Raw genomic sequence first — 19124 nt, 5'->3', positions numbered from 1 at the left:
GCGGCGCGCGGAAGGCCGGCGCCGAGTCGGCCGTACGGGATGCGGAGGCGGCCGTGCGGCATGCCGTGAACGCCGGTGACGAACCGACCGCCATCGACGCCGTCAGCGCGCCCGACGCCGAGGGGAAGCCGAGGCGCACCACGCGGCGCTTCCCGAGGATCACCCGGGACACCGCGCGGCCAGAGGGCGGCGGCCGGGCGGCGCCCGGCGACGCCCCGGCGCCCGCGCGCCAGTGGCCGATCCTCACCGTGCTGTCGGCCGTCGGGCTCGGCCTGCTGCTGACCGCGCTCGACGTGTTCCGGTTCGGGACGATTCTTATCGGCGCCGCGCTCCTTGCGGGCGCGGTGATGCGCTGGACGCTGCCGAGCGTGGGCATGCTGGCGGTCCGCTCCCGCTTCACCGACATGCTCACGTACGGCGTGCTGGGCGTGGCCATCGTGCTGCTCGCGCTGATGGCTCAGCCCAACCCGTTGCTGGAGATCCCGTTCCTGGACGACACCCTGCACTTCACGGTCCGTTGAGTGCGGAGCGCTGAGCCTTCGGCTCCGAGCTCCGTCCCCTCGCGCACGACGGTGGCCCGCGCCTCCCCAAGGACGCGGGCCACCGTGCTTTTCGGGCGGTCGCTCAGCAGTCGATGTACTTCATCTGGAGCTGGTGGAAGGACTTGCCGCTGGGGTCGTAGAGCCGTACCGGTGAGGAGTCGCCCTTCGGGCCCGCCCAGTCGCTGTCGACGTACCCGCCACCGCGCGGCAGGCCGCGGACGAACGGGTAGCGGCCGTCGGACGTGGTGTCGTGGACCGTCCCGGTGATCTTCGTGTCGTGGTGGCACCACTTGCCGTTGGCGTAGCCCTCGCCGCGGACACCTGATCCGGGCCGGTCTCGTGGGGCTGTTGAACGCGGCGCCCGGTATCGAGGTCGTCGGGGAGGCGGGGGACGGCGACGAGGCGGTGCGGCTCGCCGCGCAGACGCGGCCCGACGCGATCCTGACGGACATCCGGATGCCCGGCACCAACGGCATCCAGGCTACCGAGCGCATCCTCGCCGAGGCGGTCGTCAGGCCGCGCGGGTGAGTGCGGCCGCCGTCGGCCGAAAGGGCGCGATCGCAGCCTGTGCCCGGACGCGGCCGAGACACCCCGGACATGACCGCGGCCCGTCCTCTCCCCCGAGTAAGGACGGGCCGTGATCGGGCGGGTGTTCCGCCCGGGGTCAACACTTGTGCACGGGAACAGGCTGTTCAACACCTGGCAGTTCGCTGTGGCACGGAAGTGACCATTCCGCTACGGGGTCCGTGCCGTGTGCCGGGAACCGTCCGCCGGGCGGCGCCGCCGACCGTTCACTGGAACCGTCCCGCCGTCCGGTGTCGTCCCTCGCTCAGGGAACGCCGAGGGAGGTCAGCGATGGGTTCCTGGCAGCCGCTGCCGGAGCAACTTCCGCCGGAGGTCCGCCACTTCGTCGAGCAGCTGCGGCAGCTCAAGGACCGCACCGGCCTCAGCCTGGTCGCCCTGGGCGCACGCACCGCGTACAGCAAGTCCTCCTGGCAGCGCTACCTCAACGCGACACAGCCGCCACCCCGGCAGGCCGTCGTCGCGCTGTGCCGGGTCGCGGGTCTCGCGTCCGAGGACACGGAACGCTTCGGCGTGCGCTGGGAGTTGGCGGTGGGGGTCTGGCCCCGGGTGCCGATGGGCGCCGACTCGGTGTCCGGCGGTCCGGCGTCCGGCGATTCGGTGTCCGGTGGATCGTCCGGTGGTGGGATCGCGCTCGGCGGTTCGTCCGCGGATGGGGCCGTTGCCGACGCGTACGAGGACGACCCGACGCTTCCGTGGTGGGACGCGCCGCCGCCCGACGTGTCGTCGTCCGGGACCGCCATGGGCCGCCTGCCGCTCTACGCCGCCCTGCTTCTGCTCGCTCTCCTTCTCGTCACCGTGGTCGGAGCCGTCACCCTCGGGTGAGCTGAGGGCTCCCGGGGTCCCTGAGGTCACGCCTGTGTTGTCGTTGTGTCGATGTCTTGACAAGTTCAGGGATATGTACTGATCCATTACAACAGCCGGGTTAACGTGAGCAATCGGGACGGTCCGGGACGTCCCGCGCAGAGGCCAGGGGTTCGACCGGTCGCACATGGTGCCGGTGGGACACTGGACCGCAGCCCAGCGGGCGTGCAACGGTGCATGCCCCGGCCCGAATGCTCCCGTGCGCCCCCAACCCGGGAACTGAGATCCTGACCGAGCGCATCCCTGTGGGTAGCCAGAACGGGGACTCGGCGGAGGGGGCCACGCGCGGGGAGAACAGTCGTGCACGTACGGGGGAAAGAGGGGGGAAGCAATGCCTCGTTGGAGGGCCTTGCCGGATGAACTCGATCCGCAGGTCAGGGAGTTCGCCAGCCAGCTGCGTCGGCTCGTTGACCGGAGCGGGCTGAGCATTGCCGCCGTGGCCGACCGCACGGGCTACAGCAAGACGTCCTGGGAGCGTTACCTCAATGGGCGGCTGCTCGCGCCCAAGGGTGCGATCGTCGCGCTGGCCGAGGTGACCGGGACCAGTCCTATCCATCTGACGACCATGTGGGAGCTCGCCGAGCGCGCCTGGAGCCGCTCGGAGATGCGCCACGACATGACCATGGAGGCGATCCGGATCTCCCAGGCGCGCGCCGCGCTCGGGGAGTTCGGGCCGACTCCGGCGAAGGGGAGCAACGGCCGGCAGGCCGCGCGCAAGAGCGGCAGCGCGACCGCGACGCCCGGGATCGCCGGTCCCGCGGGGGTCTCGCCGACGGTGCCGCCGTCGGCGCCGTCCGTGCCGTCGCAGCCGTCCGGTCCGGACGCGGGGGAGTCGTCTTCGTACGGGGCTTCGGCGTACGGAGGCGGCTCGCGCGGCGGTTCGGGGTCCGGCGGGCCCTCGTCCGGTGGTGCGGGGCGCGGCGGTGGTTGGGGGGCTGTCGCCTCGCCGTCCGACGGGGGTGGGCAGTTCGGTCCCTCGGCGCCGGCCGGACCGGCCCGGCCGGCCGGGGGGCCGCCGCAGGACGCGCGGCCGGGCGCCGCGGGGTCGGGGGGCGGGGCGCGGCGGGGGCGGCGGCTCACGATGTTCCTCGCGGGGATCGTCGGCGCGCTCGTGGTGATCGCGGTGGCCGTCTACCTCACCAGCGGCGGGGACAAGAAGAACGCGGGCGACACACCCAAGACGCCCTCGGCCTCGGCCAGCGTCAATCCCGACCTGCCGGCCGGGGTGAAGTGCAGCGGCGCGGGCTGCACCGGCAAGGACCCGGAGAACATGGGCTGCGGCGGCGAGTTGGCCAAGACCACCACCAGTGTCACCGTCGGTACGACCCTCGTCGAGGTGCGCTACAGCGAGACCTGTGGCGCGGCCTGGGCCCGGATCACCCAGGCCGCACTCGGCGACCGGGTCGAGGTGTCGTCGGGCAGCGCGGCCAAGCAGACCGGGTCGGTCATCGCGGACACCGACGCGTACACCCCGATGGTCGCGGTCAAGGACGCCGGTGACGCGAAGGCGTGCGCGACGCTGAAGTCGGGCCAGAAGGGCTGCACGAAGTAGCGGCGCGGCGCGTCGCGGTGTGCCGTCGCGTTCTCCGCCGGTGGGTGGGGCTCGGGTCGGGGTGGGTTTGCGCCGGTGGGTGGTTCCGCCTGCGGCCGGCGGGTGGGGCGGGGCCGTGCCGGTACATCCGCCCCTCGCCGGTGGCAGATCGCTTGGGCTTCACAGCTCGGCCTGTCGGCAACCACGTAAGCGACGGGGCATGTGATGTACGGGCACGGCCCCTTCCGTGCGTCGGCGGGTGCGGGTGGCCGGGGGCGTGCGTTGCCACTGTGGGCGGGCGCGGGCGGGCGTGCGTCGCCACTGTGGGTGGGCGGGCGTGCGGCCTCTTCCGGCCGGGGGCGTGCGTCGACGGCTGCGGGTGTGTTCCACCCGCCCTGCCGGCTCCTTTCCCCCCGGTGTTTCAGCCCGTCCGGCGTTTGAGGACGAGGCCGTTCAGGCCGAAGCGGGGGTCTGGGGGCGCAGCCCCCAGGTACGGGACGGGTAGGGGCGGAGGGGGCGAAAAAAGCATCCCCCGGGAGGGATTGGCCGCACCGCTCCGGGGCAGGCGCACCGTACCCCCACGGGATCCGGAGCCGTCCGGGAGGAGTCACCCCCTTCCGGGCCGGACCTCGGTACCCCCACAGGCGGTCGCCCCGCCCCCTCTCCCGGGCCGGGCGGCCGCCTCTCGGGGGGTTCTGTGGGGTGGGCCACACGGACCCGGACGTCGGGGGTCCCGGATGCGCGATAGCCTGACGGCGGATCTCTCTTGACGCCAAGAGATCGATCATCGGTACCCCTGATCGATCATCGCGGCGGACGCAGGGAAGATCCTGCACCCGGGGCAGGGACGCCCCACCGCCAGCTGTCATACGGAGAACGCCATGACCCGCACTCCCGTGAACGTCACCGTCACCGGCGCGGCCGGCCAGATCGGTTACGCCCTGCTCTTCCGCATCGCCTCCGGCCAGCTGCTCGGCGCGGACGTGCCGGTCAAGCTGCGCCTCCTGGAGATCACGCCGGCGCTGAAGGCCGCCGAGGGCACCGCCATGGAGCTCGACGACTGCGCCTTCCCGCTTCTTCAGGGCATCGACATCACGGACGACCCGAACGTCGCCTTCGACGGCACGAACGTCGGTCTGCTCGTCGGCGCCCGCCCCCGCACCAAGGGCATGGAGCGCGGCGACCTCCTGGAGGCCAACGGCGGCATCTTCAAGCCGCAGGGCAAGGCCATCAACGACCACGCCGCGGACGACGTCAAGATCCTGGTCGTCGGCAACCCGGCGAACACCAACGCGCTGATCGCCCAGGCCGCCGCCCCGGACGTACCCGCCGAGCGCTTCACGGCCATGACCCGCCTGGACCACAACCGCGCGCTGACCCAGCTCGCGAAGAAGACCGGCACGACGGTCGCGGACATCAAGCGCCTCACCATCTGGGGCAACCACTCCGCCACCCAGTACCCGGACATCTTCCACGCCTCGGTCGCCGGCAAGAACGCCGCCGAGGTCGTCAACGACGAGAAGTGGCTGGCCGAGGACTTCATCCCGACCGTCGCCAAGCGCGGTGCGGCGATCATCGAGGCCCGGGGCGCGTCCTCCGCCGCTTCCGCCGCCAACGCCGCCATCGACCACGTCTACACCTGGGTCAACGGCACCGCCGACGGCGACTGGACCTCCATGGGTATCCCGTCGGACGGTTCGTACGGCGTCCCGGAGGGTCTCATCTCCTCCTTCCCGGTCACCACGAAGGACGGCCAGTACGAGATCGTCCAGGGCCTGGACATCAACGAGTTCTCGCGCGCCCGCATCGACGCGTCGGTGAAGGAGCTCGAGGAGGAGCGCGACGCGGTCCGCGCCCTCGGCCTGATCTGATGATCTGAGCCCCTCTCGCACCACATCAGCCCCTGCCCGGTAACCCGGGTGGGGGCTGAGGCGTGCGTACGGAAAGTACGTATCGAACGTACGTGCTTTGTCGCCATAAAAGGGGGTGCAGCGGGAGTAACCCTCGCTATCGTCGGGACGTACGGTCCGCCGGGGAAACGGGGGCGTGGCCGGGGGAGCACGGCGGGGGTGGGTCCCAATGGCGGGATCGCAGAGACGGTACGCGCACAGTGAGGCCACACGGTTGCTGTGTGCCGGGGCGCATCTGGACACGGTCTTCCGGGCGCGGGTCATCGACGAACTCATCGGGCACGAAGAGCGTCCCGCGGCGCCGTCACTCGGTGTCGACGTCGTCGCCGTGCTCGCCCATGCGCTGCGAGCGCGCCGGAGGGAGGCCTCGACCGGGATCGCGCTGCTCGTGATCTGGGTCGTCTTCTTCCTGGTGGAGATGGTTCGGTCGGCTTCCGGACTCGGCGGTTTCGGGGCGCTGTTCGGCGCCGTGGCCGTCCTGTACTACGCGGCCGTCTGCTTTCTCCTGTGGTTCGCGCGGGCCGCGTCCGGGTGGGGCATGACGATGTACGCCGTGAGCCGGGCCGAGACCAGCCGCCTCCACCTGCCGCGCCGGGCGACCGCCTGGGGGTTCACCTTCGTGGCGCGGGCCATGGAACTCGGCTACTGGGGCTATGCCCTCGTCGGGATCGGCCACGATCCGTTCCTGGTGCTGTTCCCGCTCCTGCTGACCCTCGTGATCGGTATCCACCGCTCCCAGGTGGCCGAGGTCATGCGCGTCGAACTGGCCCGGGAGGCCTTCGCCCGGACGTCGGTGGCGCCGCCCAGGGGGAGCGAGCGTCAGCTCCGGGTCGCGCAGGCTGTCACCTGGGAACAGCATGCCTCCGTCGCCCTCTACGATGCCTACCGGCCCTTCGTCGGCGCCGGAAAGCCGTACGAGCCCTGGTCGTTCGCGATGGAGATCACTCCTGCCAAGAAGCCGCGCGAAGGCTGGAACGGGAGCCTGCCGGACCCCCTGGGCGACGGAGCGACGAACGGGCGCCCGGCCCAGGTGAGACTGACCAACCGTCAGATTCTCGATCTGGTCGTGCCGAAGCTCGAGGCGCTGCGCGAGTCCGCCGCGCGCACCAGCCGGGACCGGCTCAAGGACCTGGAGGTGGAGGAGTTCGTCTACCTGCCGTACGGCGTGGGCCGGCACGAAGGGGTGTACGAGCCCTCGTCGGCCCGGCAGCACCTCGACGGGGCGGTGGACGAGGGCGGCGAGGCGCGCCGCCACTTCCTGCGTGTCAGGGTCGGCGCCTGGGACGAGCAGGTGGTGGTCTCGGTGCTGGTCCGCGTGCACACGCAGGGCGGCATGCTGGTCCTCGAGGTCGTGCCGCACGTGCTGGGGCCGATCGACGAGGAGTACCGGCGGGTGGACCTCATCGCGGCCGCCCGGGAGGGCGAGACCGGGCGCGAGGTGGTGCGGACGCTGCTGTCCGCCCCGGCGACGGGCGTCGTGGCAGGGCTGTCCGCGCTGCGCACGCTCGTCCAGTGCCTGCGCGTCTGGCTGGGCCGCCCCGAAGAGGCCCCGCCCGACGCGCCGTTGGTGTCCATCCGGGAGCTGGGCAGCACCGATCGGCTGTCGCTCTTCCAGGAGATGGACGTCAGCCGCTACATCAAGACCGTCCAGGACCGCATCGCGAGCGGGGTGCGCGAGGCGCTGCGACGCAGCGGCTGCGAGACGGGGAGCTTCGAGCAGCACATCGTCAACGTCGCCGCGGGTGGCCAGTTCATCGGGCAGATGAGCGGCGGTACCGCGGTCGGACGCATCACCAAGAGCGCCGTCTCCACAGGCAGTGGCGGCGCGTCGTACCACGAGGGGGAGCAGGGATGAGCGAGAGCACGGGCGGACGGGTCGACCGGATCAACCGCAGCGCGGTGAACTTCGGTGACCACGGCAGCGCCGCCTACCACGAGGCACCGCGCGCGACCGCCGCCGACGAGACGACGGCGGCCCTCCTGGACGCCGTCCGCACTCTGCGCGAGCATCTGCGGCTGCTCACGGAGACGGATGCCACGACCGGGCTGGACGGCGAACTCGCCGTCGTGCAGGGGGAGATCGAGCGAACGGGCCGGGCGGATCCGGCGCGGCTCGGCCGGCTGCGCATGCGCCTTGAGACCGCCGCCGCGGCGGTGGCGGGGCTGGCGTCGACGGCGGCCGTGGTGCAGGTGATCGCGCAGCTCGCGGGCTAGCGGAACCGGAGTGGGAGCGGGGGCGACGAGGTGGCGCAACGGTGGGACGCGGACCGTCAGCGGTGGATCGACGACGGTGCCGGTGGGGGCGAGAGCGGCGGGGCCCGGGATGCCGCCGGCGTCGGCGGGACGCCGCCGGACGCGGAGCAGCAGTGGTGGGCGTCCGCGCCGACCCAGTCGGGGCTCGTTCGACCGGACTGGTATCCGCCCCCGGCTCCGGCACCCGTACCGCAACCGCCACCACCACCACCGTCCGGGCCCGGTCGGGGGACCGCGGACTCGCGCCGGCTCCTTGTGGTGATCGTGGTCGTGGCGCTCCTCGCGGGTGGTGTGGGAGGCGGAGTGTGGGCGCTGACCAGGAAGGACTCGGCGGGGCACGCCGACTCCGGCGCGACACGGCCGGCGGTGACCGTCACGGCCACGCACACTCCTCCCTCGTCGGAGAACGGTTACACGTCGGGGAGTCAGGACACCTACGCCGATCCGGCGCAGTCCGCTGCCCCGGGGCCCTCGCCCGGGTACAGCCGGGCGGTCGACCCCGTCGGTTACACCGTGGACGTGCCGCAAGGGTGGACGCGCAAGGAGGTCCAGGGCAAGCTGGCGCCGGTCGTCACGTACACGGCCCCCGGTGGCAGCGGCAGGCTCATGCTGTTCGAGGTCAAGGAGAGCTCCCTGACCGAGTCGTTGGACCAGGCCGAGGCCATCTGGCAGCAGCTCTCGGGCTACCAGCTCCTGGACCGGCGGACGGGCCCCGACTGGACGGAGGTCACCTACCGCTACGACAGCGAGCAGCACGGAGCCACTCAGGTCATCGACCACCGCTTCACGGCAGCCGACGGCACGCTGTACGCGATCAACGCGAGTGGTCCCGAGGGCGAGGACATGACCGGCACGCTCACGACGGCCCTGAACTCCTTCTGCCCCACCGGTGTCGACTGCGCGAGCAGGTCATAGGCGTAGGGCCGAGAGCAGTTCACGGGCACGCACGGCCGTGAGCGGTTCACGGGCAAGGCGGACGATCACGAGTGGTTCACGGGCGGGGCGGACGGCCGTGAGCGGTTCCCCGGCGGACGGGCGCCTGCACTTCCTGGTCCGAGGCGTGGGGCAGCCGCTTCTCGAACCAGTGGGCGGCATACACGTTCTCGTCGTAGCGCGGGATCTCCGTGTATCCGCACGCCCGGTACATCGCCTGCGCCTCCGTGAGCACCGCATGCGTGTCCAGCCGTACGACCTCGTACCCGCGCTCGACGGCCTGCCGCTCCAGGCCGAGGAGGATCCGCCGCGCGAGGCCGAGCCGCCGGGCCACGGGGTGCACCCAGACGTGCCGGATCTCGCCCACCCCGGCTGCGAGTCGGCGCAGCGCCCCGCAGCCCACGGGCCGCCCTTCCTCGTACGCGACCAGGAAGGCGCCCGAGTCCCCCGACACCTCATGGGGCCGTACGAGGGCGGCGGGGTCGAAGCCTTCCGGGAACCGGTCGTCGAGGTCGGCGGCGTACCCGGCGAGGCAGTCCCGGGCGTCGCGGGACGCGCCGTCGACGAGCTCCACGGTGATCGCGGCCAGCCGCAGCAGCCGCTCGGCGACGGCGACGGCGGCGGTGAGTTCGTCGCGCTGCCGTGCGTCGAGACCGCTCAGCAGCCCTTCGGCCAGCCCGTTGGCCCGCCGGTTCTGCTCCTCGACCTCGACGAGACCGGTCGGCGTGAGCTCCGCCATCCGCAGCCGGCTGTCCGTGGGATGCACGCTCACCCGTACGAGACCCTGCGCCTCCAGCGCCCGGATCATCCGGCTCAGGTATCCGGCGTCCAGGCCGAGTCGGCTCCTGAGCTCCCGCAACGAGGCGCCGTCGTGCCCGATCTCGAAGAGCAGCCGTGCCTCGCCGAGGGGCCGGTCCTGGCCGAGGTAGTGATCGTCGAGTACACCGATGCGGCGCGTGAAGTAGCGGTTGAACCGCCGCAGCGCCTTCACGTGGTTCGCTGACACTGGCTCCATATTCCTTTGACTTTAGTCAAAGGAATATGGAGGTGTCCACGGGCCGGAGGAAACGCGTGAGCGGCGTGTCGGCACCCTTCTTCCGGAACGTCGCGCCCCTCCCTCCGGGATGCCGATCACTCTCGGCATCCGCTTCGGGTGATTTGGCCGCATTTGCAACCATTTTTCAGTGACCCGGCGCACTTTTGGTCACGGGTTGTGCATGCATCCGGGGTCGGGGGGCAGATGCTCCCGGCCCCCGAGGGTGACACGTGTGTGACGCAGGGGCACTGAACAGGAACGGAAGGCAACACCGATCATGGCCGGACAGCAGGCACAACAGACCATTCATGTGGGCGGCGAGTGGCGCGAAGCCGTCTCCCGTGCCACCCGCGAGATCCTCGATCCCGCCGATGCCGAGCCGTTCGCCGTGGTCGCGGAGGGTGACGAGAAGGATGCGGACGCGGCCGTCGAGGCCGCCCGTCGCGCCTTCGACGCGGGCCCGTGGCCGCACACCCCCGTGGCCGAACGCGCCGCCCTCCTGCGTCGCGTCGCCGATCTCCTCGTACGCGACCGTGAACAGCTCGGGCTCCTGGAGAGCCGCGACGCGGGCAAGACCGTCGAGGAGGGGCGCGTCGACATCGACTGTGTCGCCGACGCGTTCCGGTACTTCGCCGATCTCGTCGTGGGCGAAGGCGGCGGACGGGTTGTGGACGCGGGCTCCGACGACATCCACAGCGTCGTGGTGCACGAGCCCGTCGGCGTCTGCGCGATGATCACTCCCTGGAACTACCCCATCCTGCAAGCCAGTTGGAAGATTGCGCCCGCGCTCGCCGCCGGGAACACCTTCGTCGTCAAGCCCAGCGAGATCACTCCGCTGACGACCGTCGCGCTGATCGAGCTGCTGGCCGAGGCCGGGCTGCCCGCCGGAGTCGCCAACATCGTCACCGGACCGGGGCACACGGTCGGCGCCCGCCTCGCCGAACACCCCGACGTCGACCTCGTCTCGTTCACGGGCGGCCTCATCAGCGGTACGAAGGTCGCGCAGGCCGCCGCCGTGAGCGTCAAGAAGGTCGCCCTCGAGCTCGGCGGCAAGAACCCGAACGTCGTCTTCGCCGACGCCTGCGCCACCGAGGAAGGCTTGGACACCGCCGTCGACCAGGCCCTCAACGCCGCCTTCATCCACAGCGGTCAGGTGTGTTCCGCCGGGTCGCGCCTCATCGTCGAGGAGTCGGTGCGCGAGCGCTTCGTCGCCGAACTCGCCCGCAGGGCCGCAAGGATCAGGCTCGGGCGCGGTACCGAGAAGGAAGTGGAGTGCGGGCCGCTCGTCTCCGAGCAGCAGCGTGAGAAGACCGAGGCCTACGTCGCCTCCGCGCTGGCCGAGGGCGCGGTGCTGCGGGCGGGCGGCAAGCGGCCCGAGCCGTCCGAGGTCCGGCCCGCCACCGGGTACTTCTACGAGCCGACCGTCCTCGACCAGTGCCACCGCGAGATGAGGGTCGTCCGCGAGGAGGTCTTCGGGCCGGTCCTCACGGTGGAGACCTTCCGCACCGAGGACGAGGCCGTCGCGCTCGCCAACGACACCGAGTACGGGCTCGCCGGCGCCGTATGGAGCGCCGACGCGGGCCGCGCCCGCCGCGTCGCCGGACGGCTGCGGCACGGCACCGTCTGGATCAACGACTTCCACCCCTATCTCCCGCAGGCGGAGTGGGGCGGCTTCGGCAAGAGCGGGGTGGGGCGCGAGCTCGGGCCCGCCGGTCTCGCCGAGTACCGCGAGACGAAGCACGTGTACCAGAACCTCGCGCCGAAGCCGGTCCGCTGGTTCGCCGGCTGAAGCCGCCGCCCCCGTCCCCCCACCACCACTACGCGCCGCACCTTGCACGCCCCAGAGGAGCACCACTTCATGTCCCAGCACGAGAACACGTACGACTACGTCGTCATCGGCGGCGGCACGGCGGGCTCCGTCATCGCATCCCGCCTCACCGAGAACCCGGACGTCACCGTCGCCGTCATCGAGGGCGGCCCCAGTGACGTCGACCGCGAGGACGTCCTCACCCTGCGCCGCTGGATGGGCCTGCTCGGCGGAGAGCTGGACTACGACTACCCGACGACCGAGCAGCCGCGCGGCAACTCGTACATCCGGCACAGCCGCGCCCGGGTGCTCGGCGGCTGCTCGTCCCACAACACGCTGATCGCCTTCAAGCCGCTGCCGTCCGACTGGGACGAGTGGGAGGCGGCGGGCGCCAAGGGCTGGGGCGCGGTGCCGATGGAGGCGTACTACGCACGGCTCCTCAACAACATCGTCCCGGTCGACGAGAAGGACCGGAACGCCATCGCCCGCGACTTCGTCGACGCGGCGCAGCAGGCGCTCGATGTACCACGCGTCGAGGGCTTCAACAAGGAGCCGTTCACCGAGGGCGTCGGCTTCTTCGACCTGGCGTACCACCCGGAGAACAACAAGCGGTCGAGCGCGTCGGTGGCGTATCTGCATCCGGTGATGGACCAGCGCGCCAACCTGACGCTGCTGCTGGAGACCTGGGCCTACAAGCTGGAGCTGGACGGGACGCGGGCGACGGGCGTGCACGTCCGCACCAAGGACGGCGAGGAGATCCTCGTACGGGCTCGCACCGAGGTCCTGCTGTGCGCGGGCGCCGTGGACTCGCCGCGGCTGCTGCTGCACTCCGGCATCGGGCCGCGCGCGGAACTGGAGGCGCTCGGCATCCCGGTCGCGCTCGACCTCCCCGGTGTCGGCGAGAACCTGCTCGACCACCCCGAGTCCGTCATCGTCTGGGAGACGAACGGGCCCATCCCCGAGAACTCCGCGATGGACTCCGACGCGGGACTGTTCGTGCGCCGCGATCCGGAGCACCAGGGGCCGGACCTGATGTTCCACTTCTACCAGATCCCCTTCACGGACAACCCGGAGCGGCTCGGCTACGAGCGCCCGGCGCACGGCGTGTCGATGACCCCCAACATCCCCAAACCGCGCAGCCGCGGACGCCTGTACCTGACCAGCGCCGACCCGGCCGAGAAGCCCGCCCTCGACTTCCGCTACTTCACGGACGAGGACGACTACGACGGCCGCACTCTCGTCGACGGCATCAAGATCGCCCGCGAGATAGCCAAGGCCGAGCCGCTCGCCGGCTGGCTCAAGCGCGAGGTGTGTCCCGGCCCGGCCGTCACGGACGACGAGGAACTCAGTGCGTACGCGCGCCAGGTGGCGCACACCGTGTACCACCCGGCGGGCACCTGCCGTATGGGCGCGCCATCGGACGAACTCGCGGTCGTCGACCCCGAGCTGCGCATCCGCGGCCTCGACGGCATCCGGATCGCCGACGCGTCCGTCTTCCCGACGATGCCCGCCGTGAACCCGATGATCGGGGTACTCATGGTCGGGGAGAAGTGCGCCGAGCTGATCGGGGGCGGTGCGTGATGAGTACCGCGACCCCGCGTCAGGACCAGGGCACTGAGCCCGTCTTCTCCGTGCACAACCTGTGGAAGGTCTTCGGCCCCAAGGCCGAGCGCGTCCCCGCCGACGCCGAGCTCGCCGCGCTCACCCCCGCGGAGCTGCGCTCCCGCACCGGCTGCACGGCCGCCGTCCACGACGTCAGCTTCGACGTGCGCAAGGGCGAGGTGTTCGTGGTGATGGGCCTCTCCGGCTCGGGTAAGTCCACGCTCGTGCGCTGCCTCACCCGGCTGATCGAACCCACCTCCGGCGGCCTGGCGATCGACGGCGAGGACGTCCTCGCCATGGACAAGACCCGGCTGCGCGAACTGCGCCGCCACCGCGCCGCGATGGTCTTCCAGCACTTCGGCCTGCTGCCGCACCGCACGGTCCTCGACAACGTCGCGTACGGCCTGGAGATCCAGGGCGTCTCGCGTGCGGAGCGCCGCGCGAAGGCGGCCGAAATCGTCGCCAAGGTCGGCCTCGAGGGCATGGAGCAGCGCAGGCCGGGTCAGCTGTCCGGCGGCCAGCAGCAGCGCGTGGGCCTGGCCCGGGCGCTCGCCGTCGACCCCGAGGTGCTCCTCTTCGACGAACCGTTCAGCGCGCTCGACCCGCTGATCCGGCGCGACATGCAGGAGGAGGTCATCCGGCTCCACCGCGAGGAGGGCCGCACGATGGTCTTCATCACCCACGACCTGAACGAGGCCCTGCGCCTCGGCGACCGCATCGCCCTGATGCGCGACGGCCGCATCGTCCAGCTCGGCACCCCCGAGGAGATCGTCGGCTCACCCGCCGACGACTACGTCCGCGAGTTCGTACGGGACGTGCCGCGCGAGCAGGTGATGACGGTGCGTTCGGCGATGCGGGCCGCGTCCGCCAAGGAGGCGGGCGAAGGGCCCGCCGTGACGCCGGAGGCGACGGTCTCGGAAGCCATCGAGGCGGTGGCGCGCACCGGCTCCTCGGCCCGGGTCATGGACCATGGCCGCTGCGTCGGGGTCGTGGACTCCGGGGCACTGCTGGAGGTGGTCGCCGGTACAGCTGCGGGCAGCCGGGCCACCGAAACGGCCGACGCAGCCGCTTCAACGGCGGGCGATCGCGCCGCTGGGGCGGTACCCGTCCCCAAGAGCGGCGGCACCGGTAAAACGCCGGCCCGCGACCCCCGACCCCCGGCCGGCCCCGACGCAGGTTCCTCTGTCGCCAACGGCGAGGAGGTGGCGTGATGGCTACCGCAACAGCGCCGCTGGGCCATACCGGACTGGCCGAGCGAGCCAGAACCGTCGTCCGCCACCGAGCCGCGGGCAAGCTGGCCCTGCTCGCCCTGGCGGCAGCCGTGATCGTGCCCGTCCTCAACGCCCGTTGGGCCAGCGGAACCTGGCCGCACGCGCTCACCGTCGACCTCACCAACCCCCTGGGCAAGGTCAGCACCTGGATCATCGACAACAGGGACAGCCACCCCCTGTTCCTGTACTTCTTCGGCTACATCAGCAACGCCGTCGTCCTTTCCGTACGCGCCGTCTACCTCGTGCTGCTCGCAGTGGGCTGGGCGGGAGTGACCGCCGTAGCGGCCCTCGTCGCCTGGCGAACGGCGGGCGTACGGCTGGCCCTCGGCACTGCTGCCGCGTTCCTCACCTGCGGCCTGCTCGGCATGTGGGTCCCCACCATGCAGACGCTGGCGCTCATGGTGGTCGCCGTGCTCGCGTCCGTGGCACTGGGCACGCTGCTCGGCCTCGCCGCGGGCCTGTCCGACCGCACGTACCGCGCCTTGCGGCCCGTGCTGGACACCATGCAGGTGCTCCCGGCGTTCGCGTACCTCCTCCCCGTCGTCCTGGTCTTCGGCATCGGCGTCCCCGCGGCCGTACTGGCGACCGTCGTGTACGCCGCCCCGCCCATGGCCCGCCTCACCGCGCTGGGCCTGCGCGGCGCGGACACCGGTGTGATGGAGGCCGTCGCCTCGCTCGGTGCCACGGCCCGCCAGCGGCTGCTCACCGCCCGTCTGCCCCTGGCCCGCAAGGAACTCCTCCTCGGCCTCAATCAGACGATCATGATGGCGCTGTCCATGGCCGTGATCGCCTCCGTGATCGGCGCGGGCGGCCTCGGTGACCGCGTCTACCAGGCGCTGGCCTCCGTCGACGTAGGCGCCGCGCTGGCCGCCGGAATCCCGATCGTGCTGCTCGCGGTCGTCCTGGACCGGGTGACGGCAGCGGCGGGGGAGCGGCTCGGCGGCGACTCCCGGAGGAACCCCAGGGCATGGGCGTACGCCGCAGTCGTGGCCGTCGCCGTCGCGCTCGCCGGGCGTCTCACGGACCGCCTGGACTGGCCCGACACCTGGGCCGTCCACATCGCCGAGCCGGTGAACCGCGTCGTCGACTGGATGACCAGCCACCTCTACTCCGGCGTCCCGTACATCGGCGGCACCGCCGACTGGGCGGGCCACTTCACGACCTGGATCCTGGACCCGCTCCGGGACGGCCTCCAGTGGCTGCCCTGGTGGTCGGTCCTCCTGATCGTCGCCGCCCTCGCCTGGCTGATCGGCACCTGGCGCACCGCGCTCACCGCCGTCCTCGCGATGGCCGCGATCGGTGTGCTGGGCGTCTGGAAGCCGTCGCTGGACACGCTCTCGCAGGTGCTCGCGGCGGTCGCCGTGACCCTCGTCCTGGGCTTCGCGATCGGCATCGCCGCCGCGCGCAGTGAGCGCGTCGAGCGCCTGCTGCGCCCGGTGCTGGACGTCTTCCAGACCATGCCGCAGTTCGTGTATCTGATCCCGGTGGTGGCGCTGTTCGGCGTCGGCCGCGCGCCCGCCGTGGCCGCCGCGGTCGTCTACGCCCTGCCGGCGGTCGTCCGCATCACCACCCAGGGCCTGCGCGCCGTCGACCCGGCCGCGCTGGAGTCGGCCCGCTCGCTCGGCGCGACCAGCGGGCAGCAACTGCGCCAGGTCCAGCTGCCGCTGGCCCGCCCCGCACTGCTCCTCGCCGTCAACCAGGGCGTCGTCCTCGTCCTCGCCGTCGTCATCATCGGCGGTCTCGTCGGCGGCGGTGCGCTCGGCTACGACGTCGTCTTCGGCCTCGCCCAGGGCGACCTGGCGACCGGCCTGGTCGCCGGCGCCGCCATCGTCTGCCTCGGCCTCATGCTCGACCGGGTGACCCAGCCGACGGAACGCCGCGCGAAGAAGGGAGCGTGACATGCGACTGCGTACGACTTATGTGGTGGCCGGTGCCTCGGCCCTGATGCTGCTGACCGGCTGCGGCGCCGCCGACATGACCAAGCAGGCCTCGCCCTTCGCGAACGCCCGGGGCGCCAAGACCGTGACCCTGTCCGTGCAGTCGTGGGTCGGCGCCCAGTCCAACGAGGCCGTGGCCCAGTACCTCCTGGAGCACGAGATCGGCTACCGCGTCGACACCGTCCAGGTCGACGAAGTCCCCGCCTGGGACGCGCTCAGCCAGGGCCGCGTCGACGCGATCCTGGAGGACTGGGGTCACCCCGACCAGGAGAAGCGCTACGTCGAGGACAAGAAGACCATCGCGCGCGGCGGCGACCTGGGCGTCACGGGCCACATCGGCTGGTACGTCCCCACGTACTTCGCCCAGCAGCATCCGGACGTGACGGACTGGAAGAACCTCAACAAGTACGCCGATCAGCTCCGCACCGCGGAGAGCGGCGGCAAGGGACAGCTCCTCGACGGCTCCCCGTCCTACGTCACCAACGACAAGGCCCTGGTCGACAACCTGAAGCTGAACTACCAGGTGGTGTTCGCCGGTTCGGAGGCCGCGCAGATCACCCAGATGAAGCAGTTCGCCAAGGAGAAGAAGCCCTTCCTCACCTACTGGTACTCCCCGCAGTGGCTCTTCAAGAAGGTCCCCATGACCGAGGTGAAGCTACCCGCCTACAAGGAGGGCTGCGACGCGGACACGAAGAAGGTCGCCTGCGCGTATCCGCACACCCCGCTCCAGAAGTACCTCAACGCTGACTTCGCGAAGACCGGCGGCAAGGCGGCCCAGTTCCTGAAGAACTTCAAGTGGACGACCGAGGACCAGAACGAGGTCTCCCTGATGATCGCCAACGACAAGCTGTCGCCCCAGGAGGCGGCGAAGAAGTGGGTCCAGTCCCATGAGGCGACATGGCGGCAATGGCTCCCGTCGTAGCCGTCCCGGCCGTGGGCATGCGCGGCGCCAGGGGCGGTACCCGTCCCCAAGAGAGCGGCACCCCGTAAGCGCTGGGCTGCGCGACCCACCCCGAGTTCGGTCCCACGCCGGGCGCCCCGGAAAGAGGCGCCCGGCGTGGGCCTATCGCAGGCCGGCCACGATCCCCCGCACTGCCTCGGCAGCGCGCCGCTGCAGCCCCGGCCCGAACGTGACGCGCGTGGCCCCGAGCTCCCCCAGGTCGGACACCGAGGGCTCGTCGAGCCGGGCGATCACATTCATCGGCCCCTGAATCCCCGCCCGCAGCAGCGGAAGTACGTCGACGGGCGCCCCGATCGGATACACACAGTCGGCCCCGGCAGCCACGTACAGCGCGGCCCGCTCGATCGCCCGCTCCGGATCCGAGTCTCCGTGCACGAAGACATCGACGCGAGCGTTGACGAAGAGCTGCCCACCCGCGGCGCCCCGCACCTCGGCGAGCCACTCGGCATGCCGTGCCGCATCCTTGAGAACACCCCCGACGGAGTCCTCGAGATTGCAGCCGACCGCACCCGCTTCCAGCAGCCGCTCCACCAACTCCTTGGGCGCGAGCCCGTATCCGTCCTCGACATCCGCGGACACGGGGACGTCGACGACTCGTACGATCCGCGCGACCGCCGCGAACATCTCAGCGGCGGGCGTGGCCCCGTCCTCGTACCCGAGCGACGCGGCGACCCCGGCGCTGGGCGTGGCGAGCGCCGGGAACCCGGCGTCCGCGAACGCCCGAGCGCTCGCGGCGTCCCACGGGCCGGGCAGGACCAGCGGCTCGCCCGGGAGACGGCCCTGGTGCAGCGCGCGGAACCTCTCGACCTTCGTCGCGACCTCGCTCACCATTGCGTGCTCCCCGCCGGGATACGACGGCTGACCATCAGCCGGTTCCACCCGTTGATGACAGTGATCAACCCGATGAGATGGGCCAATTGCCCCTCGTCGAAATGCTTGGCCGCCCGCTCGTACACCTCGTCCGGCACGCCTGCCCCGGATTTCGTCCGGGAGGTGCTCCCCGTCAGGACCGTGACGGCCTCGGTCAGCGCTAACGCCGCCATCTCACGCTCGCTGTACAACTCCCCGGTCTCCTCCCACGCGTTGAGGAGCTGGATCCGGTCCTCGTCGATCCCCTGCCTGCGGGCGAGCTTCAGATGCATGTCGAGGCAGAACGCGCAGTGGTTGAGCTGCGAGGCGCGGATTATGACCAGCTCGGCGAGTGCAGGGTCCCCGAGCCCCTTCTTCGCGGCGGCGCTGAGCGCCTGCATCGCGGTACGGACGCCGGCGTCAAGGCGGGTCGTGCGCGCCGTCCCGTGGGCGGCCGTCACTTGTGCTGGCCCGCCTGGTAGTGCCCGGGGACGAGACGGCAGGTCACGCCGAACCTGTTCCACGCGTTGATCACCGTGATCGCGGCGATCAGCTGGGCCAGCTCGGCCTCCTCGAAGTGGGCGGCGGCGCGCTCGTACACCTCGTCCGGCACGAAGCCGTCCGTCAGGACCGTGACCGCGTCGGTCAGTTCGATCGCCGCGAGTTCCTGCTCCGTGTAGAAGTGCTTCGACTCCTCCCAGGCGCTCAGCTGCACGATCCGCTCGACGCTCTCGCCCGCCGCGAGCGCGTCCTTGGTGTGCATGTCGAGGCAGAAGGCGCAGTGGTTGAGCTGCGAGGCGCGGATCTTCACCAGTTCCAGGAGTACCGGGTCCACACCCCGCCGGGCCGCCGCGTCGAGCTTGATCATGGCCTTGTAGACGTCGGGGGCGAGCCGGGCCCAGTTCAGGCGAGGGCCGTGCTCGGGGGCGTACCGCACGGTCGCGGCGATCGTCTCGGGCGTCTGGGCCGTCCCCTGCATCGTGCTCTTCGTGGTCTCGTCCGTGTGGGTCGTCATGTGATCGACCCTATGAGTGGAGTAGCCCAGG

At 71.4% G+C, this 19124-nt stretch carries 16 protein-coding genes and 1 pseudogene; 13 read left to right on the top strand and 4 right to left on the bottom strand.

Annotated elements, in window-relative coordinates; genetic code table 11:
• Positions 1–53 precede the first annotated feature (53 nt).
• The 8 genes and pseudogenes from ACIBK0_RS08375 to ACIBK0_RS08340 all read left to right on the top strand — a co-directional run bounded on the left by ACIBK0_RS08375 (position 54) and on the right by ACIBK0_RS08340 (position 8597).
• Positions 54–521 (top strand): DUF3017 domain-containing protein, encoded by a 468-nt coding sequence (locus tag ACIBK0_RS08375; protein ID WP_399077366.1) that lies wholly within the window; start codon positions 54–56, stop codon positions 519–521.
• Between the two features lie 342 nt (positions 522–863).
• Positions 864–1052, top strand: a pseudogene (locus ACIBK0_RS08370) (response regulator transcription factor); the annotation flags it as partial.
• 345 nt (positions 1053–1397) lie between these two features.
• Complete coding sequence (locus tag ACIBK0_RS08365; RefSeq protein WP_399076980.1) at positions 1398–1949, top strand: helix-turn-helix domain-containing protein; 552 nt, start codon at positions 1398–1400, stop codon at positions 1947–1949.
• Positions 1950–2319: 370 nt separating this feature from the next.
• Positions 2320–3540 (top strand): DUF2690 domain-containing protein, encoded by a 1221-nt coding sequence (locus ACIBK0_RS08360; protein WP_399076978.1) that lies wholly within the window; start codon positions 2320–2322, stop codon positions 3538–3540.
• An 860-nt stretch (positions 3541–4400) separates the two neighbouring features.
• Complete coding sequence (locus ACIBK0_RS08355) at positions 4401–5390, top strand: malate dehydrogenase (protein ID WP_399076976.1); 990 nt, start codon at positions 4401–4403, stop codon at positions 5388–5390.
• Between the two features lie 208 nt (positions 5391–5598).
• Complete coding sequence (locus tag ACIBK0_RS08350) at positions 5599–7284, top strand: hypothetical protein (RefSeq protein ID WP_399076974.1); 1686 nt, start codon at positions 5599–5601, stop codon at positions 7282–7284.
• Positions 7281–7643 (top strand): hypothetical protein, encoded by a 363-nt coding sequence (locus ACIBK0_RS08345; RefSeq protein ID WP_399076971.1) that lies wholly within the window; start codon positions 7281–7283, stop codon positions 7641–7643. The genes ACIBK0_RS08350 and ACIBK0_RS08345 overlap by 4 nt, the downstream gene beginning before the upstream one ends.
• A 30-nt stretch (positions 7644–7673) precedes the next feature.
• The gene (locus ACIBK0_RS08340) at positions 7674–8597 is read left to right on the top strand and encodes a hypothetical protein (protein ID WP_399076969.1); all 924 of its coding nucleotides are present in this window, start codon (positions 7674–7676) and stop codon (positions 8595–8597) included.
• Positions 8598–8673: 76 nt separating this feature from the next.
• Here ACIBK0_RS08340 and ACIBK0_RS08335 read toward each other — a convergent pair whose 3' ends face one another.
• Entirely contained in the window at positions 8674–9630 is a 957-nt protein-coding gene (locus ACIBK0_RS08335; RefSeq protein WP_399076967.1) for a GNAT family N-acetyltransferase, read from the bottom strand.
• A 298-nt stretch (positions 9631–9928) separates the two neighbouring features.
• On the opposite strand from ACIBK0_RS08335, the gene ACIBK0_RS08330 reads away from it, so the two are divergent.
• From ACIBK0_RS08330 to ACIBK0_RS08310, 5 genes are all read left to right on the top strand, one after another.
• Complete coding sequence (locus tag ACIBK0_RS08330; RefSeq protein WP_399076965.1) at positions 9929–11440, top strand: aldehyde dehydrogenase family protein; 1512 nt, start codon at positions 9929–9931, stop codon at positions 11438–11440.
• A 69-nt stretch (positions 11441–11509) separates the two neighbouring features.
• Entirely contained in the window at positions 11510–13039 is a 1530-nt protein-coding gene (locus tag ACIBK0_RS08325) for a GMC family oxidoreductase (protein ID WP_399076963.1), read from the top strand.
• Positions 13039–14271, top strand: a complete 1233-nt coding sequence (locus tag ACIBK0_RS08320; RefSeq protein ID WP_399076961.1) for a glycine betaine/L-proline ABC transporter ATP-binding protein — start codon at positions 13039–13041, stop codon at positions 14269–14271. Before ACIBK0_RS08325 ends, ACIBK0_RS08320 begins: the two co-directional genes overlap by 1 nt.
• The gene (locus ACIBK0_RS08315; protein WP_399076959.1) at positions 14271–16229 is read left to right on the top strand and encodes an ABC transporter permease; all 1959 of its coding nucleotides are present in this window, start codon (positions 14271–14273) and stop codon (positions 16227–16229) included. The genes ACIBK0_RS08320 and ACIBK0_RS08315 overlap by 1 nt, the downstream gene beginning before the upstream one ends.
• Before the next feature lies 1 nt (position 16230).
• Positions 16231–17190 (top strand): ABC transporter substrate-binding protein, encoded by a 960-nt coding sequence (locus tag ACIBK0_RS08310; RefSeq protein WP_399076957.1) that lies wholly within the window; start codon positions 16231–16233, stop codon positions 17188–17190.
• A gap of 141 nt (positions 17191–17331) precedes the next feature.
• Here ACIBK0_RS08310 and ACIBK0_RS08305 read toward each other — a convergent pair whose 3' ends face one another.
• Genes ACIBK0_RS08305 through ACIBK0_RS08295 form a run of 3 tightly spaced genes read right to left on the bottom strand, consistent with a single transcriptional unit; the run spans position 17332 to position 19093 of the window.
• Positions 17332–18060, bottom strand: a complete 729-nt coding sequence (locus tag ACIBK0_RS08305; protein WP_399076955.1) for an isocitrate lyase/phosphoenolpyruvate mutase family protein — start codon at positions 18058–18060, stop codon at positions 17332–17334.
• The gene (locus ACIBK0_RS08300; RefSeq protein WP_399077364.1) at positions 18054–18479 is read right to left on the bottom strand and encodes a carboxymuconolactone decarboxylase family protein; all 426 of its coding nucleotides are present in this window, start codon (positions 18477–18479) and stop codon (positions 18054–18056) included. The genes ACIBK0_RS08305 and ACIBK0_RS08300 overlap by 7 nt, the downstream gene beginning before the upstream one ends.
• A 56-nt stretch (positions 18480–18535) precedes the next feature.
• Entirely contained in the window at positions 18536–19093 is a 558-nt protein-coding gene (locus ACIBK0_RS08295; RefSeq protein ID WP_399076953.1) for a carboxymuconolactone decarboxylase family protein, read from the bottom strand.
• Positions 19094–19124: the final 31 nt, after the last annotated feature.

Origin of the sequence: Streptomyces sp. NPDC050564 (assembly GCF_044457265.1) — a bacterium.
Lineage (GTDB): Bacteria > Actinomycetota > Actinomycetes > Streptomycetales > Streptomycetaceae > Streptomyces.
Note: the sequence above shows the minus strand (reverse complement) of the source record. Positions and strands in the feature narration are given on the sequence as shown.